The 23936-nt window shown below is 44.5% G+C and carries 23 protein-coding genes; 8 read left to right on the top strand and 15 right to left on the bottom strand.

Translation table 11 applies throughout. The features are described from left to right. Positions 1–5: 5 nt before the first annotated feature. The gene (gene zwf, locus DI392_RS11105) at positions 6–1544 is read right to left on the bottom strand and encodes a glucose-6-phosphate dehydrogenase (protein ID WP_109319978.1); all 1539 of its coding nucleotides are present in this window, start codon (positions 1542–1544) and stop codon (positions 6–8) included. A gap of 307 nt (positions 1545–1851) precedes the next feature. Here zwf and DI392_RS11100 point away from each other — a divergent pair, with 307 nt between their 5' ends. The 3 genes from DI392_RS11100 (at position 1852) to DI392_RS11090 (ending at position 3735) form a co-directional block, all read left to right on the top strand. Beyond that, positions 1852–2373 carry a DUF2058 domain-containing protein gene (locus DI392_RS11100; protein WP_109319977.1) on the top strand — a complete coding sequence of 174 codons (522 nt, stop codon included), beginning with the start codon at positions 1852–1854 and terminating at the stop codon, positions 2371–2373. Positions 2374–2657: 284 nt separating this feature from the next. Then, the gene (locus tag DI392_RS11095) at positions 2658–3032 is read left to right on the top strand and encodes a hypothetical protein (RefSeq protein ID WP_109319976.1); all 375 of its coding nucleotides are present in this window, start codon (positions 2658–2660) and stop codon (positions 3030–3032) included. A 268-nt stretch (positions 3033–3300) separates the two neighbouring features. Continuing rightward, entirely contained in the window at positions 3301–3735 is a 435-nt protein-coding gene (locus DI392_RS11090) for a hypothetical protein (RefSeq protein WP_109319975.1), read from the top strand. 280 nt (positions 3736–4015) lie between these two features. Here DI392_RS11090 and DI392_RS11085 read toward each other — a convergent pair whose 3' ends face one another. The 3 genes from DI392_RS11085 to DI392_RS11075 are packed head-to-tail and all read right to left on the bottom strand — an operon-like array spanning position 4016 to position 5900. After that, a complete protein-coding gene (locus DI392_RS11085) occupies positions 4016–4426 on the bottom strand; it encodes a DUF2000 family protein (RefSeq protein WP_109319974.1) in 411 nt (136 codons plus the stop codon). A gap of 15 nt (positions 4427–4441) precedes the next feature. Next, complete coding sequence (locus DI392_RS11080; RefSeq protein ID WP_109319973.1) at positions 4442–5038, bottom strand: LysE family translocator; 597 nt, start codon at positions 5036–5038, stop codon at positions 4442–4444. Positions 5039–5072: 34 nt separating this feature from the next. Then, the gene (locus DI392_RS11075; RefSeq protein WP_109319972.1) at positions 5073–5900 is read right to left on the bottom strand and encodes an AraC family transcriptional regulator; all 828 of its coding nucleotides are present in this window, start codon (positions 5898–5900) and stop codon (positions 5073–5075) included. Between the two features lie 449 nt (positions 5901–6349). Between DI392_RS11075 and DI392_RS11070 the strand changes: the two genes are divergently transcribed. Next, positions 6350–7270, top strand: coding sequence for an aminoimidazole riboside kinase (locus tag DI392_RS11070; RefSeq protein ID WP_109319971.1), 921 nt, complete (start codon positions 6350–6352; stop codon positions 7268–7270). A 127-nt stretch (positions 7271–7397) separates the two neighbouring features. Here DI392_RS11070 and DI392_RS11065 read toward each other — a convergent pair whose 3' ends face one another. Further along, the gene (locus DI392_RS11065; RefSeq protein WP_109319970.1) at positions 7398–9029 is read right to left on the bottom strand and encodes a glycoside hydrolase family 32 protein; all 1632 of its coding nucleotides are present in this window, start codon (positions 9027–9029) and stop codon (positions 7398–7400) included. Between the two features lie 456 nt (positions 9030–9485). Between DI392_RS11065 and DI392_RS11060 the strand changes: the two genes are divergently transcribed. Further along, on the top strand, positions 9486–10931 hold the full coding sequence (locus tag DI392_RS11060; protein ID WP_109319969.1) for a sucrose-specific PTS transporter subunit IIBC: 1446 nt from the start codon (positions 9486–9488) through the stop codon (positions 10929–10931). Between the two features lie 121 nt (positions 10932–11052). Here DI392_RS11060 and DI392_RS11055 read toward each other — a convergent pair whose 3' ends face one another. The 4 genes from DI392_RS11055 to DI392_RS11040 form a co-directional block, all read right to left on the bottom strand. Further along, positions 11053–11961, bottom strand: a complete 909-nt coding sequence (locus DI392_RS11055) for an aldo/keto reductase (RefSeq protein WP_109319968.1) — start codon at positions 11959–11961, stop codon at positions 11053–11055. Positions 11962–12070: 109 nt separating this feature from the next. After that, positions 12071–12580 (bottom strand): 2'-5' RNA ligase family protein, encoded by a 510-nt coding sequence (locus DI392_RS11050; protein ID WP_109319967.1) that lies wholly within the window; start codon positions 12578–12580, stop codon positions 12071–12073. Positions 12581–12665: 85 nt separating this feature from the next. Beyond that, positions 12666–13145, bottom strand: coding sequence for an aminoacyl-tRNA deacylase (locus tag DI392_RS11045; protein ID WP_181388408.1), 480 nt, complete (start codon positions 13143–13145; stop codon positions 12666–12668). An 81-nt stretch (positions 13146–13226) separates the two neighbouring features. Then, on the bottom strand, positions 13227–13814 hold the full coding sequence (locus tag DI392_RS11040) for a hypothetical protein (RefSeq protein WP_109319966.1): 588 nt from the start codon (positions 13812–13814) through the stop codon (positions 13227–13229). A gap of 249 nt (positions 13815–14063) precedes the next feature. On the opposite strand from DI392_RS11040, the gene DI392_RS11035 reads away from it, so the two are divergent. Next, positions 14064–16115: an alpha-amylase gene (locus DI392_RS11035; protein ID WP_109319965.1), complete on the top strand. Its 2052-nt coding sequence runs from the start codon at positions 14064–14066 to the stop codon at positions 16113–16115. A 126-nt stretch (positions 16116–16241) separates the two neighbouring features. Here the strand turns inward: DI392_RS11035 and DI392_RS11030 are convergent, their stop codons facing one another. Beyond that, the gene (locus DI392_RS11030) at positions 16242–18263 is read right to left on the bottom strand and encodes a methyl-accepting chemotaxis protein (protein ID WP_181388407.1); all 2022 of its coding nucleotides are present in this window, start codon (positions 18261–18263) and stop codon (positions 16242–16244) included. A gap of 332 nt (positions 18264–18595) precedes the next feature. On the opposite strand from DI392_RS11030, the gene glgC reads away from it, so the two are divergent. Then, the gene (glgC, locus tag DI392_RS11025; RefSeq protein ID WP_109319963.1) at positions 18596–19810 is read left to right on the top strand and encodes a glucose-1-phosphate adenylyltransferase; all 1215 of its coding nucleotides are present in this window, start codon (positions 18596–18598) and stop codon (positions 19808–19810) included. A gap of 108 nt (positions 19811–19918) precedes the next feature. Here the strand turns inward: glgC and DI392_RS11020 are convergent, their stop codons facing one another. The 5 genes from DI392_RS11020 to DI392_RS11000 all read right to left on the bottom strand — a co-directional run bounded on the left by DI392_RS11020 (position 19919) and on the right by DI392_RS11000 (position 23101). Further along, entirely contained in the window at positions 19919–20539 is a 621-nt protein-coding gene (locus DI392_RS11020) for a class I SAM-dependent methyltransferase (RefSeq protein ID WP_109319962.1), read from the bottom strand. A gap of 70 nt (positions 20540–20609) precedes the next feature. Then, positions 20610–21131 carry an NUDIX hydrolase gene (locus DI392_RS11015; protein WP_109319961.1) on the bottom strand — a complete coding sequence of 174 codons (522 nt, stop codon included), beginning with the start codon at positions 21129–21131 and terminating at the stop codon, positions 20610–20612. A gap of 142 nt (positions 21132–21273) precedes the next feature. Next, positions 21274–22008, bottom strand: a complete 735-nt coding sequence (locus DI392_RS11010; protein ID WP_109319960.1) for a Rossmann-like domain-containing protein — start codon at positions 22006–22008, stop codon at positions 21274–21276. A gap of 223 nt (positions 22009–22231) precedes the next feature. Beyond that, positions 22232–22555, bottom strand: a complete 324-nt coding sequence (locus DI392_RS11005) for a heavy metal-binding domain-containing protein (RefSeq protein WP_109319959.1) — start codon at positions 22553–22555, stop codon at positions 22232–22234. A gap of 156 nt (positions 22556–22711) precedes the next feature. After that, positions 22712–23101 carry a DUF302 domain-containing protein gene (locus tag DI392_RS11000; protein ID WP_109319958.1) on the bottom strand — a complete coding sequence of 130 codons (390 nt, stop codon included), beginning with the start codon at positions 23099–23101 and terminating at the stop codon, positions 22712–22714. 250 nt (positions 23102–23351) lie between these two features. Between DI392_RS11000 and DI392_RS10995 the strand changes: the two genes are divergently transcribed. After that, positions 23352–23861, top strand: coding sequence for a MerR family transcriptional regulator (locus tag DI392_RS10995; protein WP_109319957.1), 510 nt, complete (start codon positions 23352–23354; stop codon positions 23859–23861). Positions 23862–23936 lie beyond the last annotated feature (75 nt).

The raw sequence follows: 23936 nt of genomic DNA, 5'->3' as shown, positions 1-23936 counted from the left end.
CGTCATTACAACTCACAATAATCAGTATCAGTCAGGTTCTTACATGGAAAACGCCAGTCACGGCCATCATTTTGCAAAAGCTCATCCGCTTCTTTTGGCCCCCATGTACCCGACGCGTATCCAAACAGGTGTTCACTGTTATCTTTAAAATCCAGTATTGGCTGGACAAATTTCCAGCAGGTCTGTACGGCATCACTACGGGTAAACAGCGTAGCGTCCCCTTTCATACAATCCAGCAACAAGCGTTCATAGGCTGTCAGCATATTGGCCTCTCCAAGGTCATCATAGTGGAAGTCCATTGACACTTGCTTCGTCTCAAATCCAGCCCCCGGCTTCTTCAGGCCGAAACTCATCAGAATGCCTTCGTCCGGCTGAATACGGATAATTAGCTTATTTTCAGGCGAATTAGCACTAAAGATAGGGTGAGGGGTTTCTTTAAAATGAATAACCACTTCCGTTACCCGGGTCGGCAGACGTTTACCGGTACGCACATAAAAAGGCACCCCATTCCAGCGCCAGTTATCGATAAACATTTTCAACCCGACATAAGTCTCGGTTCTGGAATCTTCAGCAACACCATGTTCTTCACGGTAGCCGGGAAGGTGCTGTCCACGGACGTCTGACGCCGTGTACTGCCCAAGGATCAGGTTCTTTTTAAGATCATCTTCTGAGAGCGGGCGGAAACTCTGCATCACTTTGACAGTTTCATCACGCATGGAATCCGCATTAATCGTAGAAGGCGGCTCCATCGCCACCATTGATAACACCTGTAGCAGGTGATTCTGGAACATGTCCCGCATGGCTCCGGCGGTATCGTAATACCCTCCACGCTCCTCGACCCCTAAGAACTCCGCAGAAGTGATCTCTACATGGTCGATGAAATTACGGTTCCACAATGGTTCAAACAAAGCATTAGAGAAGCGGAATACCAAGAGATTCTGAACGGTTTCCTTACCCAGATAATGATCAATACGGTAAATCTGGTGCTCTTTAAAGCAGGTATGAATTTTATCATCCAGTTCAACGGCGGATTCAAGGTCATAACCAAATGGTTTTTCTACAATCAGGTTTTTCCATCCGTCATGCTCTTCATTCAGACCATGAGCTGCAAGACATTCAGGTATCACACCGTAGAGGCTGGGCGGCGTTGACAGGTAATACACGGTATTTCCGTCTGTGGCATGCTTTTCATGCACCTCAGCAAGCCGCTCTTTAAGCACTCCGTATTCCGTTTTATCGGATGTGTTCAGGGGTTGGTAATAAAGGTGATCACAAAAACCGCTTAGCCTGGCCTCATCGGTTTCTGAATTTGCCAATAGCGCCTGTTTCATCTTGTCACGAAATGCCTGATCGGTAAATTCGGTACGGCTGGCCCCCAGGATAGCAAAATCCTGAGGTAGGAGATCATTCACGTAAAGGTGATAAAACGCAGGAATTAATTTTCTGTGCGTTAAATCACCGGAAGCGCCAAATATGACGATTGTATTATTTTCCGGGATCAATGGCGATGGTTCCTCATTGTCCCTTTTTTTCACATTAACCATAGCGTTCTCATCGCAGTTAATACTGCTTTTGTTTGCCAATCTCTATCATAAAAATAGAGCCCTTAAGTTAACGACTTCATTTACTATAGGTTTACCGGTAACATTCCTCAACCTATTCTTTATTCTTTTTATTTCTTATAAAGAACAAACAACTGGATAGCCAAAGATAGGAGACTTGTTGCGTTTTTAAAAGATGGGTTTACCTATCGCTGTGATAGGTTTTTCCGAACTACCCGGTCACAACCGGCTTTATTTGATCGGTACGACTCAGTAGAATGCCCAAAACATTAGGTAAACAGAGAGCATTATGGCAAAACTGACATTACAAGAACAAATGCTAAAAGCTGGCATAGTCAATGAGAAAAAACTGAAAAAAGCCAAAAAAGGCTCCAAAAAATCGCGAGTTCAGGCCCGTGAAGTTAAGGCCGCGGTTGAGGAGAAAAAGCGTCTGCAGCAAGAGCGGGACAAAGAGCTAAGTGAACTAAATAATGAACAGCGTCTGAGTAAAGAAATTCAGTCCCAAATCAAACAACTCATTGAGATGAACAAGATTGATTTAGGTGATAGTGACATTAAGTACAACTTTACTGACGGCACAATTATTAAATCCCTTTATGTAGAAACCCCTGTTCGGGAACAACTTCTAAAGGGGATTCTGGCCGTTGCTCGTTATGAAGATGGCTATGCCGTTATTCCAAGCAGCGTTGCAAACAAAATTTCTCAGAGAGACGAGAGCATCATTATCGCTCAGAAAGAACCTGAGTTAGACACTGTCGATGAAGATGATCCTTACGCAGATTTCGTTGTTCCTGATGATTTAATGTGGTAATCCCTGTCGAGCTACCTTTTCCTATGGATTGGGTGGCTCCTTGTTTGGTAAGAGCCTGCTTTGACAAATCTCCTCAACGGTTTTCCATTCATTTCTCTTTTCCTAATTGATAATTGTCTTACTTTTAAGAGTGTGAGGTGCTGTACTGACCCTTTAAGCTGGTCTACCTTCAAGACAATAGGAATATTGATATTCATTCGTATTAATATTCTCGCTCTAGAGTTAATGGGTGATGGATAGTCACAAATTATCCTCTAGTAAAGATTACAACTGGAGAAAAAGTCATGATAAGGTTTCCTTTTGCATCCTATCTTTTTGGTGTTGGGCTCATTGCTTCATTTCAGCTTTCGGCTGCCCCCGCATTATTAGATAAAGTAGAATCACTTCAAGATTCAGTAGACACGCTTCAAAGCTCAATCGACAACTTACAGTCAACGATTGATAGTCTTGAGATAAATGGACCCTCTATGGTGCCATTTCGAACAACTATCAATGGTGGCTTATGCGATTCAAATGCTGCCAGTGATGGTAGCGATGATATACAGTTGAGGTTTTTCTGTCGTTCTGACGAAACAGATTGGTATATTTCACGAATTTCTGTATCAGGTATGAAGCTTGAGGACGACACAATCTCTGTTGCCTACGGACCAGGAAGTTAACTCATTATTCGATATTTATAGGCGTTTGATTGAACTTTGAAGCCTGATATCGTCAGGCTTCTATTTCCAAATTTCACCTAAGTACCTATTCTCTGTTCCCCCTTCCTCTGTTTCATCACCTTTTAGTCCAACCTGACGCCTCCCCTGATCCTCATTTTAGGGAATATTCGGTTTAAAATTATGCTGTTCTTAACATATTTTTACCGATACCTGACACCGAATCATCAGGTAGGCGATATTGTAGGTGTATAAACTTCCAGGAGAACTTATGAACAAAACAATATGGTTATTAACGGGTTTACTCGTGGCGACAACCGGACAGGCTGCACAAAATGAATCCACTAGTTACTCTCAGGATCAGGTGGCAGTCGGACTTGGGTTTGATCAGGGACTAAGTGCGATACTGGAACTAAATCAAGATTACCGCTTAGTTTTAGGTAACGACGGCGTAGCGTTTGACTACTTTGCTAAACGAGGCCGTTTTGATAATACGGATTTTCCTGCCAATTGGTATATCGGTGGTGGGATTTGGAAAAACTGGGATAACAAGCATGATGATTTTGGTGTGCGGGTTCCGGTTGGTCTTGACTGGACTTACCATAATCGCGTGAAATTCTATGGTCAGTTACATCCGGAGCTGGTATTGATTGATGATGTAGAGCTGGATTTAGGCGCTGCGATTGGCGTAACGTACAAATTTTGATCCATACAACTTTTGATATATAAAAAATGCCGACACTGAATAGGTCGGCATTTTTCGTTAACCAATAAGGTTTAGTTCTTATTCATTGCTCATCTGAGGCAGGCGATTACACCGGTAGTCATTATCACGATCTCAATTGAGCTGCTACTCATCGCACTAAACTTATTTCATATTCAGCATCCGTGACATTTCTATTTTGGTGGGTGGCTTCGTAGAACGAAGCTGAACATAAATGAGCTAAACTTTTCTCTGGCTCGTACAGGTATAACCTACTTCAACCCTAATCGTGAAGCTTCGCACCTTTGACAACTTTATCCACAAATTTTTTCTCTGCACACATAGCAATCCCGACTAAGGGTAAGCTTTCCGTATCATAGTATCGAACGGTGCTTCGATTAGCTTCATCATGACCTGTTGCAAACATATCTTCGATGAATATTGCGGTTTCAATATTTGCACGATTAGCACGTTGGATAAAAGTAGGCAGTTTACTTCTCTTTACTTTAAGTACAATTGTTGGTTGAATACAAAGCGGTAGATAGGTGTTGTCACTCCCATCTACATATCGTTCACCAGTCTTAACCGCTGATGTTGAAGTAATGCCACCAGACAAAAAACTTACAACATTCAATTTCTGCCATACTGGTAAATCCTCTGCTATAACAATGACAAACTTAGAATCGAATTGCATATAACCTCTTATTAATCAGAACACTAAATCAACGACAGGTGGTACACCCATCTTTAAGCCAACAAACAGTAACAATACTGCCATTAGCTTATTCATTACGACCAAACAGCTAGTTTCGTTTATCTTTTTGCCGATTAGACACCCGGCGATGTAGTAAGCAGTAGGAGCTCCAAACGCAAGTAGAGCCAAAATAGCGCACCATACAAATATGTACTCGCCCGTGATACCTGCTGATGGAAAGTGAACCGTTGCAATAGGCAATGCGACCGTAATGCCTTTCGGATTAACAAGCTGAATCATCAAACCGTCTCTGAGATTCATACTTTGGCTTGGCTTCAATTCAACCTGACCCACTTGGCTTACGAATATTTTGTATGCCAACCAAAGAATGTAGATAGCTCCCAGTGTTGCTGTCCATTGCAAGAAAGCGTCATTCATTAATGTCTCACCAATAAGCGAAACAGCGCTGAATAATGCAAACATGGCGATTGAGACTCCGAGACTAAAACCTAAAATTGAATTTTGTTTCTGCATGCCACTGTTTAAGCAGATAGCATTGACTGGTCCAGGGGTGTACATGACCCCTAGAGCATAAATAATTATGTCCAGCATAGTGTTTATCTATTGGTAGATGCTTTAGTTGAGGCTAAAGCGAGAGTTGTTTTTGGTATTGAGTCGGCGTGATGCCAAACGCATTCTTAAAGTTACGATTAAGATGGCTCAAATCGGAAAAGCCGTACTTAAAAGCAATATTCGCTGCATTTTCACCGAGTTCTAACTCGCGTTTTGCACGATTGATTTTATAGCTAAGTACATACTGGTGTGGCGTCATACCAAACTGTTTGTTAAACAATCGAATGAAATGATATTTAGACATATTGGCAGCGTTTGAAATCTCCTCAATGCCTAGCTTTCGATTCAAGTTGAAGTGAATAAACTCCCTTGCTTGATCTAATAGTTTATCTGTTCGCCCATAAGTCACCTTCTCAATAATAGAGCCACCGCCAAGACGAACTATTGAATGAGCAATGCCCAGTAAGAGGTTCTCTTCTTCTAATGCAGAAAGTGGCTGTTCTAAGTTCATAGAGCGGGCAAATGAAATGACCTGTCGTTGCAAAATCGCATCATAAAAGGATGACTCTCTCAACCGAGACTGATCCTTAGATACACTCCCGATGCTTTGCATCAAACTCATCATTATCGATTCAGGTATGTAGAGCATTTCATATTCCATATCTTTTCCACCTCCAGCATGCCCATCATGAACCTGCTCTGGATTGAAAAAGATCACGTTTCCAGCCTGACTTTTATGAAAAGCTCCATCGCTAAAAAAGTCCTGACGACCACGGCAAGTAACACCGATACTGAACTCTTCATGGGCATGTTTACTGTAACTAAAGTCTCTCATTTTTGCCGAAAATGAACACAATCCTAGAGTGTGCGCACTTTTTTGATAGCTAAATTGTTCGTGCATTCCGACTCAATCTACGTGGTGGAAACATAATGAAAGTATAGATAGCAACTGATAGTGAAGATAGAACAAAATTGCTAAATGCATAACAGTTGTTTTTTCTTATCTAGCAAACTTTGGGGCAGTTTCGTGTCAGCAAACATCCTTGATGACTGTTTCCTGTTGCATAACGTTAAATTGCTGCATCTTGACGTTCTTAAAAACAAGAAAAAATCCGGTTGAGCCGCCCTTCTTTACGCCTGTTCCAAAGTTATATTTTACACCTCCCAATCAAGTCAGAGAGTTCATACACCTGGCTTCAGTATTTTCTGATTTACACCACATTTATCACAAAAACCCGCATCCTATACCGCAAACTCACGGACTCTTTATTGCATTGCTAAATCGATTTAGTACACTACCTGGCAGTAAAAAAGGTTATTAGCAAAACAGGCAAAATAAGGTTTAAATATATGAACAGAGTTTGGGTTACCGGCGATGCCGTTGTCGATTTAATTCCGGAAGGTGAAGATACTTACCTGAAGTGTCCGGGTGGCGCTCCGGCTAACGTAGCTGTAGCCGTTTCCCGTTTAGGTGGAGACAGCGCATTTTTCGGCCGTGTTGGTCAGGATCCTCTTGGCCGCTTTATGAAAAAGACACTAACGGATGAAAATGTAAACACGGAGTACATGCTGCTTGATGAAGAGCAACGTACCTCTACTGTGATTGTCGATCTGGATGATTCCGGTGAACGTAGCTTTACGTTTATGGTGAAGCCTAGTGCTGATCAATTCACTCAGACTTCCGATATCCCTGAATTTGCGGCGAACCAGTGGCTGCATGTCTGCTCTATTGCACTGGCAAATGAGCCAAGCCGTAGCAGTACTTTCGCAGCAATGGAACAAATTAAAGCGGCCGGAGGCTGCGTCAGCTTTGACCCAAACCTGCGTGATGAAGTGTGGGCTGACCCTTCTGAAATCAAATCAGTTGTATTAAAAGCGGTTGGACTGGCTGATGTAGTGAAGTTCTCTGACGACGAACTATTGTTCCTGACCGATACTGATACATTAGAAAATGGCCTTAAAGCTATCGAACAATACGATAACCCTCTGGTTCTTATTACTCAGGGAGCAAAAGGTGCACTGGTTATTAATGCCGGTACTCAGGAGCTTATTGCCGGTAAAGCCGTAAAACCAACCGACACAACCGGTGCTGGTGACGCTTTTGTAGGCGGACTGATCACCCGTCTTGCGCAAAGTGATGACTGGAATAACAAAGAAACCATCACTGATGCGGTTCGCTGGGCAAATGGCTGTGGTGCTCTGGCAACCACCCAAAAAGGTGCGATGACAGCATTACCAAATGAAGCCGCTCTGCTGGAATATATTAAGTAAACTCATATATCTCCCTCTTCTAAAATGAAGGGGGATAAAAGATAGAGTTCGCTTATATAATAAAACCCCACTAAGCCATAAAAGCTTAATGGGGTTTTAAATGATATTATCGGTTCTTTAATGCCGGTTAAGCCATCTTGTCTGCAAATGGTTTATCTGCAGCATTAAGTGTCCAGATATCGAGTTGTGCTTGTCCTTCTAAGACGATGCCTGTTGCCTGTTTCGGTGTAAATACCCGACTGGACATCACAAACTCACCCTGGTTGATAAAAATTTCTACGGATGACGTGTCAGCCAGAATTCGCAACTCAACCTGTTCGCTGTCTGTCAATGCCAGTTCACGGACTTTATCACCTTGTCTAACCTCGGTCTTACTGCGGTCAAGGAACAGAGTCCGCGATTCACTGTCCAGACGAATGTCCAGCTGGTGAGCTTCACCTTTAAACAGAGACAGTGTGCTGCCCCACTCCAGAGTTGTAGTCAGATCAAACGATTTTGTCTGTAAATCTGCGCCACTGTTATTAAGACTCAGCTTATGCTGCTCACCACGAAGAGAGGTCATTTCTTCAATCGGCATTTGTATCAGTTTTCCGTCAACAAATTTCATTTCACGTAGCATGGTCAGTTGGTGTATCCATCCACTGTCAACGGACGGGTGATCGTCCTCGTCAGGAAGCCCCATCCAACCACTGATCACTCTACGTCCATCCGCTGTCAGCATTGTTTGTGGTGCGTAGAAATCGAAACCGTGATCTAAATTGCGGAATTCAGACAGGGTAATATCACCATCATCACTCAATACAGCTTTTGCAATCCCGTTATGGTGCGGTATGGTGTGATGCTGACTGTCTGATTCAATACCCTGCGGACCAACCACAACCAGCAGTTGTTCATTCAGCTCAAACATATCCGGGCATTCCCACATGTAACCGAAATCGCCCATTTCATCGCCGCAAAGTTTGTGGAATGTCCAGCTCACCAGATCATCAGACTTATAAATGGCCAACCGACCTTTCAGGTCCTCGCGCTGGGCTCCTAATAACATTAACCATTCATCGTTATGTTTGACAATTTTCGGGTCTCGGCAGTGAGGGGTAACCTTAGGCGGAAGATCAAAAATAACCGGGCCTTTTTTCTCAAACTGAATGCCGTCTTTCGAAACTGCAACACATTGTGTTGTATGTCGGTCTCGCTGCTCATCAATACGAACATTTCCGGTATAGAACAACATAAGCTCTTCCCCGTTACTGACGGCATGACCGGAAAAGACACCATGGCTGTCGAACCAGTCCGAAGGCGTCATGGGGATAGGTTGCCATTGCCAGTTAACCAGATCTTTACTGGTTAAATGAGCCCAGTGTTTATCTTTGTGAGCACAAGAGAACGGATACCACTGATAGAAAAGGTGGTATTCACCATTGTGATAGATGAACCCGTTTGGATCGTTTAGCAAACCTTTTGGCGGAGAAACATGCCATAACGGTCGATAGTCGCAATCAACAGGAAGGATAAAGTCTTCAGCCATTGCCAGTTGATACTTTGCAATCCCCTTTCCAAGATTTAACAACTCTTCAGAAGCGGGAGTAGGAAAAGAACGATAGGTGATTTGTGAAAGAGTGTCGTTAAACTGGCTGCCTTCAATATTTCCCTGTATCAGCGTGGGATTTCTTACTTCAAAAATCAAGCGTTCATCGGGAACAAGGACACGGGCGATATTTTCCACGCCACCACAATCTTCAATAAATGGGGTTAACGACATTTTATTATTACTCTCAATACAAATCGGGAACGTTTGCAACTTTATGTTAGCCCATCACAAAATACAAGCCAGTAAGCCGGAGAATAAAGAGAACTGTGAAGTAGAACAGATATATCTTATCTTAAGTGGCTCTAAATCTTTCATCACGCCCCTCTTAGATCCATTTTAACCAACATCAATAGTGTTAGCCTTATACTACTTAGAGACAGCAGCATGCATTTACACTCAACCACAAACGTTTGCATAAAATAAATAAGAATAGAGCGCTTTTTGATCACAAAAAGAATCTACATCCGTCAAAAAAACCGATCGTAATCACGTTTCAAATCTGTTCTCTTTGACGAATGGGTAAAATTATCGAAAAATCCATCTTGCAAACGTTCCCAACTAAAGCAGATTTCAGATGGATATATCAGAAGTCTGCAAAGATATAACATCATGAACCTGGAGTAAGTTATGAACTACCCTGCCGTAGCAAAAGAACTTTTAGAGCTACTTGGTGGCAAAGCCAACCTGGAAGCTCTGGCACACTGTGCCACTCGCCTTCGTCTTTCTGTAAAAGATGAGTCTCTGATTCAGGAAGATAAAATTGATAACCTTGAAGGCGTAAAAGGCCAGTTTAAGGTTGCTGGTCAGTATCAGATTATCTTTGGCTCTGGTATCGTCAACAAAGTCTACGCTGAAATGGCAAAACTGACCGGAATGGCTGAAATGTCTACCCGTGATGTGGCAGCTGCCGGTGCTCAGAAGCAGAACGTGGTTCAGCGCGCAGTTAAAGGGCTGTCCGATATCTTCGTACCAATTATTCCGGCTATCGTTGCGGGCGGTCTGTTGATGGGTCTGTTCAACGTTCTGACAGCAAAAGGCCTGTTCATCGACGGCATGTCTCTGATTGATGCCAACCCTGGCATGGCCGACCTGGCAAGTATGATTAACACTTTCGCTAACGCTCCTTTTGTTTACCTGCCTGTTCTGCTTGCTTTCTCTGCATCGAAGAAGTTTGGTGGTAACCCATTCCTGGGTGCGGCTCTGGGTATGCTGATGGTTCACCCTGACCTGCTAAACGGCTGGGGCTTCGGTGGTGCCAGTGTTGCCGGTACTATCCCTACCTGGAACGTGTTCGGCTTTGAAATCCAGAAAGTGGGTTATCAGGGTTCGGTTCTGCCGGTACTGGTGTGTGCCTTTATTCTGGCGAAAGTGGAAAATGGTCTGCGCAGCATTATCCCGTCTGTACTGGACAACCTGCTGACACCAATGCTGGCTATCTTTATCACCGGTTTCCTAACCTTTACTCTGGTTGGTCCTGCAACTCGTGACCTTGGCTTCCTGCTGGGTGATGGTCTGAACTGGCTGTACGACTCTGCTGGCTTTGTAGGCGGTGCTCTGTTTGGCTTCATCTACGCGCCATTCGTTATCACGGGTATGCACCACAGCTTCATCGCTATCGAAACTCAACTGCTGGCAGATATCGCAGTCACTGGCGGTACCTTCATCTTCCCTATCGCGGCTATGTCTAACATCGCTCAGGGTGCGGCTGCTCTGGCTGTTGGTATGACAACGAAAGATGTGAAAACTAAAGGTGTTGCACTGCCATCTGGTATCACTGCGCTACTGGGTATTACTGAACCAGCTATGTTCGGTGTGAACCTGAAACTACGCTACCCGTTCATCGCAGCTATCTGTGCGGCGGCTATCTCAAGTGCGTTCCTGACTATGTTCAACGTGAAAGCTCAGGCTCTGGGTGCGGCTGGTCTGCCGGGTATCATCTCTATCCGTCCTGATGCTATCAGCGTGTTTGTGATTGGTATGATTATCTCTTTCGCGGTTTCATTTGGTCTGACTCTGGTTCTTGGTGCTCGCAGCAAAGCCAAAGCAAATTCGGCGAAAGCAGCAGCTGCATAACAACAATAATATCTTCCCCCTGGCACTGGGTTAGTCATATTGACCACAAGTGCCTTAGCAAAAAGCCTGCAGGGTATTCCTGCAGGCTTTTTTTTTATTTGGCCAGACACCTCACTGTATCTTACGGTACCCCATGACCTTTTGATGCAATCCAGACGCGGAACCACTGCTCACGGGTTAGTTCGATATTCAGTGCTTCAACCGCACTTTTCACCCGCTCGATTTTACCGGAACCAATAATAGGCAGAGGTTTGGATGGCATACGGCGTACCCAGGCATAAATCACCTGATCGATGCTCGCGGCACCCACTTCTTCACGAATCGCTTCCAACTCCTGACGCACCCGGACACCTTGCTCAGACTCTCCGGAGAAAATACCGCCACCAGCCAGACATGACCAGGCCATAGGGCGAGTACGAAGCATCTGTAGTTGATCCAGCGTGCCGTCGTGTGCTACTTCAAAATTCAGCGGGTTAATCTCTACCTGATTCGTAACCAGAGGCGCATCCAACCGGGACTGAAGCAGCTCAAAATGACGAGGGGTAAAATTCGATACACCAAAGTGGTTCACTTTGCCTGACTGTTTAAGCTCCGCAAACGCTTCTGCGACTTCATCCGCATCCATCAATACATCCAGACGATGGATCAGTAGTACGTCAATGTTTTCAACATTCAGGCGCTGAAGAGAGTTATTAACCGACTCCAGAATGTGTGCCTTGCTGGTATCATAGTGATTCACCTTGCGCTCAGGAAACTTATCCGTCGCCAGTTTAATGTCACACTTAGTGACGATCTGAATCTCATCACGAACACTCTTGTCCAGCGCAAGAGCCTCACCAAACAGGTGCTCACATTCATAGTTACCGTAGATATCAGCATGATCGACCGTAGTAATGCCCAACTCAATATGCTGTTTCAGAAAGCTAAGACGTTCTTGTGGACTCATCCCCCACTCAGTCAGACGCCAGTACCCTTGTACCAGCTCTGAAAATTCAGGCCCTTTTTGCGCTATTTGCACTTTTGCAACCATGCGGTCGTCTCCTTTCTCTTTTTTTATATATACATAGGTTTATAACGCATTTATCCTAGACGGATTTGAGCCCCACCTCAATGCTGCCCTGCCAATACATGAATCACCGTCACTGTAATACTTTCCAGCCGTAAGGGAATAGCTCAAGGATAACCAGTCTCCAGTGACGACTGACTCCGACATCGCATTTGTCTTGAAAATAATCATAGGCAGCCTGAAAGACCTCTTCTTTCAGGTCCTTAAAGGCAATAGTGACATGAGGGTGAAATTTCTTTGTTCTGGTATCAATCGAAAACGGGCGTAACTTTTGTTCCAGGCGGTTCCGGTACCCTGACAATTCTTTATCGCTATCGGTTCGGACAAAGATAACTCTTTTACCAAACTTTCCGACGCCGCTCAGATGGATAGGGAAAGACGCATTGCCCATTTCGGCTATGGCCGTTTTAACCGACAGAATCTCTTGGGTGTCATAGTGAAAAGGGGCAGCCAGAGTAATATGGGCAGGAGAACGCAATGCCTTGCGGCTGGAAAATTGCGTTTTTGCCATCTCCTTGAGAGCCTGAATACGGCTACTGATCTTTTTTTCAAAGACGATTCCAATAAAGTACAGTTTTTTCATATGCCGGTAAATAAAAGGCTTTTATCCGGCATGTCCAGGTAAAAGCCTTTCCTTGTGTTGAGCGGTTTAAAACCCGCCCTTGTGATTAATGAAAAACCTGACTTGCAAAGCTCAAATATTTGCTGTGCCCCATAAATTCTTTAAAGGCTTTTCTATCCAGCTTAATCAGAGTTTCGTGGTCACCAGCTTCCATATACACATAATCCAGATCAGCCAATGCACTGTCACATACCATAGCCATATGGTAAACATTCCCCATAGGTGGTACTGCGCCATGCTGACAGTCTTCAAACATTCTGTACACGTCATGCTCTTTCACTAAATGATAGCTGGCATTAAATTCGTCATTCAGAATGGATAAACTGACTTTAGCGTTGGCTGGTAACACAGCCATCAAATGCCGCCCTTCGTGATCCTCTAAAATAATACCTTTCGCAAGATGCATTGGAGGAACATGTGCTTCAACAGCGCTATGCAAAGAACTGACACTAGGGTTGTGCCTGATCGCTTCATAAGGGATATGATGATCGGTCAGATAATGGTCTAATCGGGTTGCAATGGTCATACAAGCCTCCGTACTCCATGTACCCTTTTAAGTATAGTAACCAGATACGTTCTTCGCTGGTCTGCTGAGCCTCTGTTTGTGTTATTTCCCGGATATAACCGGCTCCCGGTAAAACCGGAGAGTTACCTGCTTTCCATTACTGGTGAATATCACCCGCCGTTCTGGCGTTGTAGTATGAAAATCGCTTCCGGGACGCCATTCAAAATACCGGTTCGTTCCCAGGGCACTTTTCCCGGTAAACCGGATAAAATCCCGGTTGACCTCATCCACTGTCTGCTTATTTAACCGCTCTGGAATATTGAACTCCTCTCCGTTAATGGTTGCGGAATACAGGTTAAATGCATCCTTACGCAAGTTTAACTGCAGTTCAGAGTAGAGATAGGGAGAGAAATCGATGGTTGTTATATCAATCTCTTTGACCTGACCATCTATTATCCATAACCGTCCTTCGATATCGACATCATAGTACTTCACTTGCCCAGAGCAGAATTCTCGATCCTCTTCCTCGAGTCCACAATCGTATAACTCTGTCGATTCCTGCGCCTGATCGAGAGTCCATAAAGGCTGTGAGGTATCCAGCATCGGCAATAGCCATTGTGGGGGAAAAGCCATTGCCGACGTGGAAATCAGTAAACATAACCCGGTAATAAACGTTTTAAATATCATCATAAGTTAGTCAGTATCCTTTCGTCAGAAGCTACTTTACCGGCTTGCCCAACTCTTGTCCTACGCCCCCGATATGATCCGGATAACGCTTTTAGGGCGTAGAAAGTGAGAATGATGTCCACCCTCCCCGCCTGATTTATGCTCCGGAATAACCTTTGTGGCTTCAGAGTGCAGAACGCGGAATTCAGAGCTTCATTCGCATAAACTGAGGTCGCTCAGGCATATAACTCATTATAATGTAAAGGACTAACGATGAAACTGAAGACGCTCTGCCTGGCGATGCTGCTGGCCTCACCCGGACTGATGGCGGCAAACCTGTCAATTTCCACGACAACGAACAGCCGGAATTTTCCACTACCTGAAAATGAGCCGCTTGTTGTTCCGCTCACTAAGGATACTTATATCCTGAAAGTTTCCGATATTGACGGAGATTGTCAGGCACCAGACAATCAGAAAGTACGCTTTAGCAAACCACTTTCACTAAATTGTGGCTCTCCAACAGAGCTGCCGCTGAAGATCCGTTTTTCTGGCGATTACGCCTTTGACTACGATGCTACCGCGCATACCCTTTCGATTAAACGAGCGCCAAAAAAGGCGGCGAAAACCGAATTTAAACGCCCGGTTCCACGCGTACAGTGTGAAACTCAAAATAGTGACAGCGTAACAATATCGTTAGGCGATACGTACCCGGACAACACCAAACTAAGAGACGCGTTCACCGGCAAAACGGTTGTGGTTAAGTCTGGTCAGGTTTCAGTGAGTCCTTCAAAAGATAGCGGTGGGCTAGTCCTGCTGGAACCCGCAGACAAAGCACAGAAAAAAGCTGACCTGAACTGGAAAAATGCCAATATCTATTTTGTGATGGTTGACCGGTTTAACAATGCCGATCACTCCAATGATAACCGCTATGGTCGTCACAAAGACGGCAAAGACGATGTCGGCACGTTCCACGGTGGTGACCTGAAAGGTGTGATAGAAAAACTGGACTACATTAAAAGCCTGGGTACCGATGCTATCTGGCTTTCCCCAATCGTTGAACAGATGCATGGGTTTGTCGGCGGAGGAGAAAGCGGCTCATTTCCTTTCTATGGCTACCACGGCTACTGGACCCGCGATTTCACTAAGATAGATGAAAACTTTGGTACAGAAACCGATCTGAAAAAGCTGGTTAAAGAAGCACATAAGCGAGGGATCAAAATCCTGATGGATGCCGTGATTAACCACTCTGGCTACTCATCTCTTGCCGATCTGCAGTTTGATGGTATTGATGTCGTCACCCCCGGCTCTGACTGGCCGGAAAAATGGGCAGACTGGACACCTAAAGCCGGTCAGAACTGGCATAGTTTCCATTCAAAAATTAACTACCAGAGCAAAGAATGGAAGAACTGGTGGGGAGGTGACTGGGTCCGTTCTGGTTTACCTGGTTACCCGCAGCCAGGCTCCAGTGATATCACCATGTCGCTGGCTGGCCTGCCTGATTTCCTGACCGAATCAGACAAAGCCGTTACCCCGCCTAAATGGTTGCTGAATAACCCAGGCACCCACGTTCAGGCCCGAGATAACTACCGGGTTTCCGATTACCTTATCGAATGGCAGACAGGCTGGGTAAAACGTTTTGGTATTGATGGCTATCGTGTCGATACGGTGAAACATGTTGAAGGCGAGGTCTGGAAGCGTTTAAAAGCCGAAGCCACCAGCAGCCTGGAGCAGTGGCGCAAAGCCAACAACCAGACGGGCCAGCCTTTCTTTATGATGGGTGAAGTGTGGGGACATTCTGCTTATCGCAGTCCGTACTTTGATGACGGTTTTGATGCGTTAATCAACTTTGATATGCAGAAAAAAATGGACAAAGGGGCCGCGTGCTTCAGCCAGATGGCAGATACCTACCAAAACTATGCCAATACCATACAAACAGAGAAAGACTTTAACCCTGTTAGCTACATGTCATCCCATGACACCGAGCTGTTCTTTAGCCGATTTAAGTCAATGGACATGCAAAAGGCGGCGGCAAATGCCCTTCTGCTGAGCCCCGGTGCAGTTCAGGTGTATTATGGCGATGAAGTTGCCAGAAAGATCGGTCCTTATGCGGATGATTTCCATCAGGGAACCCGCTCCGATATGCTCTGGAAACTCGATAAGCCGCGTGAACAGCTTCTGAAACACTGGCAAACCGTCGGTCAGTTCCGTAAAGCTCACCCGGCTATCGGAGCAGGCAAGCACGAAGTGATTCCGCAAGACAACGCCTATGTGTTCTCCCGGGAACTGGATAACGACAAAGTCGTGGTCGCGTTTGTTGGTAAATAGTTTTTGTTAGTAGGCTGATTTACTTAGCCAATTAGCATCGTCAACCATCACTTCCCTAAACAATAACAGGCGGGCTTTTGAGCCCGCCTGTTATTGTTGTGCCACAACTTTTGGCGACGATTCTGATTACGAATACCGATAAGGTTTCTTAAAGAACGTAAATACCTGCTTCAACCTCTGCTCAATGCTAAGGGTAATATTGTTAAACTCAATACCGTAATGGAAATAACCATTCTCTGCTTCTTTATGTACTACGTGGGCAGTCAGACTGATGGAATCGTCCTGATGCGGATTATTCTCATTCGGAATATAAAGCTCAACATCCACATCTCTCTTATTATCAAATCCTTCAACACAACGGATTTTCAGGCCACGCATACTGATATCACGGGTTAGTCCATCTGCAACAACATTGCCTTGCGCCAGCTTCACCCTGATGCTGTTTTCCATTCTCGGGTACTTACGTTTATCATTTGGTGCTGTCTCAACACTGTCGCTGAACTCCGTTTCAAAGCCCTGAAGCTGTTTATCCAGCTCTTCAGAAATATGATATAAGTCCCCCGCGACCATAGAGGTGGTACTGGCTTTCGTACTGCTCTCCAGCAGCACGTCAAACAGCTCTTTAAGCTTATTATCCAGATAATTAAGCTTGTCAGACTGCTGATGATTGTATTCTGCAATGGAAGAGACTTTCTCTGTACTGCGGGTAATGCCGTCGGTCATCGAGCTAAACGACTGCACTGTCTGCTGAGATTTTTCCTGTGACTGATGTACCTTCTCAACCACGGTTTCCATTGAACCTACGGATGTTTCGACTTTTTCTGTCAACTGTTCAATCAGATCAGAAATTTCAGTACTGGAGCTGGAAGTACGCGCCGCAAGGTTTCTGACTTCGTCAGCAACAACGGCAAACCCCCGTCCTTGCTCGCCAGCTCTTGCCGCCTCGATAGCCGCATTTAACGCAAGCAGATTGGTTTGCTCTGCAATATTATGGATAGATTCCGTAATTTCATGGATCTGTACCGTAAATTCTTTCAGCTCTCGCATCTGTCCAGCCGTATCATTGACGCTTTCTACTGCTGTATTCAGCTCAGCGATCCCCATATTCACCACTGCAATCCCTTCCTCGGCTTGCGTTCGGGCTTCATCGCTGATTCGTGATGCTGTTTCGATGTGTTCACTGACAGTGGCAGCGGTTTCCAGCAATGAATTGACCGCATCCAGAACCTGATGAGAACTGGATTGCTCCATCTGGCTGGTTGACGATATTTCCGCAGAAACGGTAGATACCTGATGCGCGGAATGGGCCATCTGGCGACTGTTCTGTTGCACCACATTAATCACATCATGCAAAGATGAACGCATCCTCTCGACATGTCGGTTCAATGCCCCGAGCTCATTATCCATATGCTCAAAGCCAGAGCTATAACTACGTAAATCCCCGCCAGCGATTTTCTGTGTAGTTGCGACCACATCATCAAGTGGTTTCGTAATACTGTTAAATATGAGTATCGATAGACCGATGCCAAAGACTAACGCTGCTACACTCCCGACTAATTCATTCCTTTCCATATTTTTGATCCGAGCGTCGGAAGTATTCGCTAGCATGATCACAGCCTTATTCATACTCGCCAGCACTTTCACACTTAAATCGCTAATTTCAACCAACTGTTCAGAGGTATAACGTTCCGGATCAACAGTACGGATCGCTGCCTGCTGCTGATTCCACAACCGGAGAGCTTCCTGAAGTTGAGGATAAGCCACCGCATTCGCTTTAGGTAAATCAACCGGCTGGGTCATACCGATATCCAGGTAAGTTTTCCCTCCACTCATCAAAGCGGCTAACGATAATTCAAATAGCTCCTTTGTTTTATCAATACGCTCAAGTTGATACTGATCCCGCTGCCGATCGGCTAACTGTATCGCCAACAAAAACTCTTTGGTGAGTTTCTGGGTCAGCATACGCTGCCGACCGGCAATATTGACTATCAGCCCCTCGTTCTGCTGATGACTCAGAGAGAAATAGGTATACCCCACTATTCCTGCGATAACCAAAATAAACAGCAAGGTTAACGCCTGCAGTTTTTTCTTAATCGAGAATTTATCGAGTAGCTTTGATAACGCTACGGCTTCCTTATTTTCTGGCATGACCATTACCTGTTTTGTTCTTGTTTTGGGTTACAACACTGTCTATTTTTATTTTGTAAAAAAATATTATACAAGACTAGTCCTAACCATAGACCAGCCTTATTTATAAGAGCTAGTGGCAATGCCTGTTTTTGTGAATTACAGAGAATTCTAAAGTAAGGCATCCGCATCCATCTTGGTGCACCCACAAACTACACGCGCACCACAACAGTGCGAAATGAGATTCCAAGAACTAAACAGCCTTTGTTTATCAATGAATTAGCGGTTGGCTCGTTACTTGAAAGGATTGCAACATAAATTATATGTAACAAAGTGAATGAAGGAGAATGAGAATGCAGGACACGCTAACGATTGTACTAGCTGGAGGGATAGGGTCCCGGTTATCCCCTTTGACCGATAATAGGGCAAAGCCATCAGTACCATTTGGTGGGAAATACCGGATTATAGACTTTACCCTGACCAACTGCCTGCATTCCGGGTTAAGACGAATTCTGGTACTGACCCAGTACAAATCTCACTCTTTACAGAAACACCTGCGTGATGGCTGGTCTATTTTCAACCCAGAACTGGGCGAATATATCACTGTTGTTCCACCTCAAATGCGCAAAGGCGATCAATGGTACACTGGTACTGCTGATGCGATTTATCAAAATTTATGGCTACTTTCACGCAGCGAAGCAGAATATGTGGTGGTTTTGTCTGGCGACCATATCTATCGCATGGATTATGAGGCGATGCTGCAGCGACATAAAAAAACCAATGCGGACCTGACTATTGCCTGTATGGAAGTACCTGTCAGTGAAGCTTCTTCATTCGGAGTAATGGCAACGGATCCTTCGCAAAAAATCATCGCCTTTACAGAAAAACCTGAAAAGCCATTTCCAACGCCGGAAAATCCGGATTGCAGCCTGGCTTCTATGGGCGTGTATATTTTTACCACCGACGCACTTAAGAATGCCCTGGAAAATGATGCTGAAGATCCCGCCTCCAGCCATGATTTTGGTAAAGATATTATTCCGAAACTGATCGACCAAGAAAAAGTTTATGCGCACCGCTTTGGTGGTGATGAAGGAAGAGTCACTCAGGACGCTTACTGGCGGGATGTCGGCACATTAGATTCTTTCTATCAGGCCAACATGGACTTGCTTAAGCCTATTCCGCCGATGAATCTGTACCAGAAAAACTGGGCGATCCGTACCTATGAACCTCAGCTTCCTCCTGCACGGACTGTCTCTTCTATCACCGGAAACGAAGGTATTTTTATTAACTCTATTATTTCCAGTGGTGTAGTCATTTCCGGAGGCTCGGTACAAAACTCCATCCTGTCATCTAATGTTCTCGTTGACGATGGAGCAACCGTTGCAGACAGTATTTTGTTTGATGAAGTTGAAGTCGGCGAAGGCTGCCAACTGGTGAATTGCATTATTGATAAACACGTGAAAATCCCACCTTACACCACCATAGGTGTGAACAAGGAAGAAGACCGGAAGCGATTTACGATTTCTGAACAAGGCGTGGTTGTAGTACCGGAGTCCTATCAGTTTTAACACCTGACATCAGGCTGGCATAGTCACTTTTTGTGGCTGCCGGCCTATTAGATGCCTTTGCGATAGGGAACTAGTCACACCACTCACCAGCTATTCATAATGGCTACTTTACCTTCTTTTTCTGGCGACTATAAATATAGATTCATTGTTCGCCTGCCACTCTCTTTCTATACTGAACCCTAACTTCAATAGTTTTGCAATAAGTTGTTTTTTTGTAAAACTACTGACATAGGGAGCGAAGCCAAGAAGTTGCATACCAGAGATCAACCATCGAAAAGCGACATTAAGTTCCGCTATTAGAGACGTACTGGAAATAAATACCCCATCATTTTTTAAAAGCCGATGAACCTTAACAATTGCATCATCAACATCTTCCAAAAGATGCAACACGTTTAGCCCCAAGACAGCGTCGAAGCTTCCATCCTGAAATGTGAGACTGTCTAGGGTACCTTGTTGAAAAATAATATTATCAACATTAGCTTCAAGCGATTTTCTCTGAGCGGCTTCTATCATCTTGTCAGAAATATCCGTCGCAACAACATGCTTCACATAGGGCGCATGGTAAATTGCAGTAGCACCACTGCCACAACCAAATTCGAATATTGTCCAATCTGATTTTAGATACTCTTGAGAGATTGTCAGCTTCTTCTTATACGTAGCTTCATCTTTAATGGGGCTTCTAATGTACTTTTCGGCGCTTTTGTCCCAGAACTTCTTTGAATCTTTCATAATCTCTGCATTTCAGTCCTGTCTTATAACGTAATCATCCCAGCCAACATGATTAACTATCTGTACTTACTCATTTTAGCAACTCATCCGCAATCAAATTCAGCAAAAACGTTTCCCGCTCGATACTCATTCCTTTCTTCGGGCTTTCCGCCATTGTTCTTTCATTATGGGCAATGGCTTGGTGAATGTTCATCCAGACCGGCTCCATCCCATTCTGGACTTCATGGTGTTCATGGGCTGTCTCCCCCAGCTTTCTGTCTACCTTGCAGGTATAACAGTAAGAAATCATATGTACCACATCAGCGTCGTTCTTGTGCCATGGACGAAATTCTTCATAGATCCCAAACGGTTCGATATCCCGAATATTCCGAGCACCGGTTTCTTCTTTAAGCTCACGCACCATACCAGCAATAACCTCTTCCCCTTCATCCAGGCCACCACCCGGAATGGTATAATCATGATAGCGCTCGGTATAAAGTAAAAGAATATCTTCACCGTCCAGAACGATAGCCCGGGCAGCATTCCGGTTAAAAATTGTAGTACTATCCAGGCCCTCAATGTCCGGGTGTGTTGTGGTTTTCAGGTGTCTCATGTCGGATACAGTCAATGTCTAAAAGCGCGGATGATAACACAGCTCCCTGATATGCTGGAGCGACAATTCTAGGCCGGCCGTGTTGGCACTGGTATTAAAACATTACCCGGAATAAGACTCTGAACAGATATCAGCTCCTCCTCTACCCCGCACAAGCGCAAAAGCGGGGTAGATTCATCAGCGCCGCTGCTCCACTGACGGTGGTACCGTAAAAAAGAACCGGTTTTTGATCGAGGTAGTTTACAATCGAGCCATTCGCACAGGTGCTGCCTGTCGCTATGATGATATCGCACCAGTCGAGTACTTCATCCTTTTTCGTAAAGCCGTCCTCAATTTCGACGCCAAACTTAATGCTCCCTATTTTGTCCTTGTCCAGATCGAGATTACGCACCATAAACTCTCCGGAAAGTGCCTCAAGCATGCTAGGTTGCAGGCCCACCAAAGCAATTTTGGCATTACCGTAATGTTGCTTTACATACGCAACTAACTGACTGGCGCATTCTTCCGGCTCGTTATTTTTGCAATGCACCGTTTTGTCTGCGATACCGAGGTAAGCACATACCGCATTCATCGTGGCGATGAAAACCGCCCTTTCCCAATTATTCTGAGGCTCCTTTTCAAGAATCGACGCTATGGTACCTGTAAACGGACCGGGCATATCAGAAAAAGCCTGTCCCTTAAAGCCTCTGAACTCCGCCTGCATCAGGCGCTCTTTTCCTGTTAAAAGAGGAAAGTCTTTTCTGTCTGGGTTGCCTATGGCTTCTTCATTGGTCAGTACTTTTCCCGATATTGATACTTCCTCTCCGGCAATATCATGCTCTTTTACTATGTTTCTGAATTTATTTAATAGATTGGTAAAAAATAGGCTTTGTTCCATATTATGACGTGTCCTTGCACTCTGTTCTTCATTAATAGAATGCATATATAAGACCTAAGAATAAAAAGTCCAAAATAAAATAAAATCTACAAATTTCAATTGATTATAATGCTAACATTATCACTAGCTACGCTATAACATAACAAACAATACAATTTGGATGACTTGTGTCTGCTTTATGACAAACCACGGCTGCATTTATTCTTTTTCGCTTAACCGGTACTTATTTTTTGAATTTCACCGCTGTACCACTGACACTCACCATCATCATGCCACCTTTTTGACCGACAACTTCATAGTCGATGTCAATACCGACAATACCATCTGCACCCAATCTGCGGGCTTGCTCCTCCAACTCTGAAAAAGCGATTCTTCGGGCTTTTCCCATTTCCTCTTCATAGGCTCCGGATCGTCCTCCCACTACATCCCGGATCGCACCAAAAATATCCTTAAAGATGTTGGCACCAAGAATGGCTTCACCCACGACTACATCGAGGTATTCCTGAATTTCTTTTCCATCGACTGACGGTGTCGTTGTTTTTAACATACTTATTCCTTGATTTGGTTTTAATGTCCGCACAATTATAGATTAAATACCCTGAGCTCGTTTCGTCTGTTCAGCATAAGCAGAGTAAAATTAAGCCGCAACTTGTTGTCACGGCTTTTCGATAACGTACACATTAAATGTATTTTTAGAGCACAGTTAAGAGGCTAAGCCATCCCGGACCTTTGTGAGCTTTTTCTTTACCTCTCGGGCCAGGGAATGAACGCTCTCATCACTGACCAGATTGAGAACAGCTTCTGGATCCATAAAAGCGACAGTAACAGAACTGTCCTCTTCTTCCCGGACCACCACATTACACGGCAAGAGTAATCCAATGTCAGGTTCTGCCGTTAATGCCTCATTGGCAAATGAGGGGTTACAGGCACCTAAAATAATATAAGGTCTTTTATCCACATCGAGTTTCTTTTTCAGAGTGGCCTTAACATCAATTTGCGTCAGGATCCCAAAGCCCTCTTTAGATAACTCCTCCGTCACACGTTCAATCGCTTCCTGATAACTACCATGAAATGTTATTGAAAAACCGTACATCCCCCCTCCCTAAGAACACATGTAAGTTAGATTTCCATTAATTGTAGTCACATTTCACGGAGAAGGTCTGATCAACAGCTACCAAAACCGTCGAAAAAATGCTCAGAAATACTTTTTTATCGACTTGCTCAGACATCTTTCCCCCATGGATAAATTATCGGTTCGAAACGTTTTATAATTAAGCTATTGACCCGTCTATAAGTGTATGGTTCAAGATACTCATACGATCAAACAATGGTGCTGCTTATATATGCTTACTGTAACGCAACTCGCTAGAAAATGTGGTGTTTCTCGTACCACTATTTTGTATTACGAACGTGAAGGACTTATAGCGCCGGCTTGTCGTTCTGACAACGGTTATCGCTGGTACGGTGCTGACGAGATAAAACGCCTGAAAACCATTGCGTCTTACCGCTCCTACGGATTGCCGGTGACAAGCATCCGGGCCCTGTTAGATCACCAGGGTATTTCTCAAACTCAAATATTGAAAAATCACTTCAATGAACTTGAGTGTGAAATACAAAACTTACGTGCACAACAAAAAGCCATCGTTGTGCTACTTCAAGAACCAGACTTACTAGAGGAACAAATCGTGACCAAAGAACGTTGGGTAGAAATTATGCGTGCAGCCGGATTTTCTGAAAATGATATGACCAAATGGCATCAGAAATTTGAAGAAATGGAGCCACAAGAACATCAGAAATTTCTCGAATCTCTGGGAATTAACGCTGAGGAAATCGCTCGTATTCGGACACTTTAGTACTGAATAAGCCTTAACTATATACAAGCTTCAGGGACGGGGCTTGTACTTATCTCAATTGTTTTCGTAGTATGT

This window comes from Vibrio albus (assembly GCF_003144035.1).
Classification (GTDB): Bacteria; Pseudomonadota; Gammaproteobacteria; order Enterobacterales; family Vibrionaceae; genus Vibrio; species Vibrio albus.
Note: the sequence above shows the minus strand (reverse complement) of the source record. Positions and strands in the feature narration are given on the sequence as shown.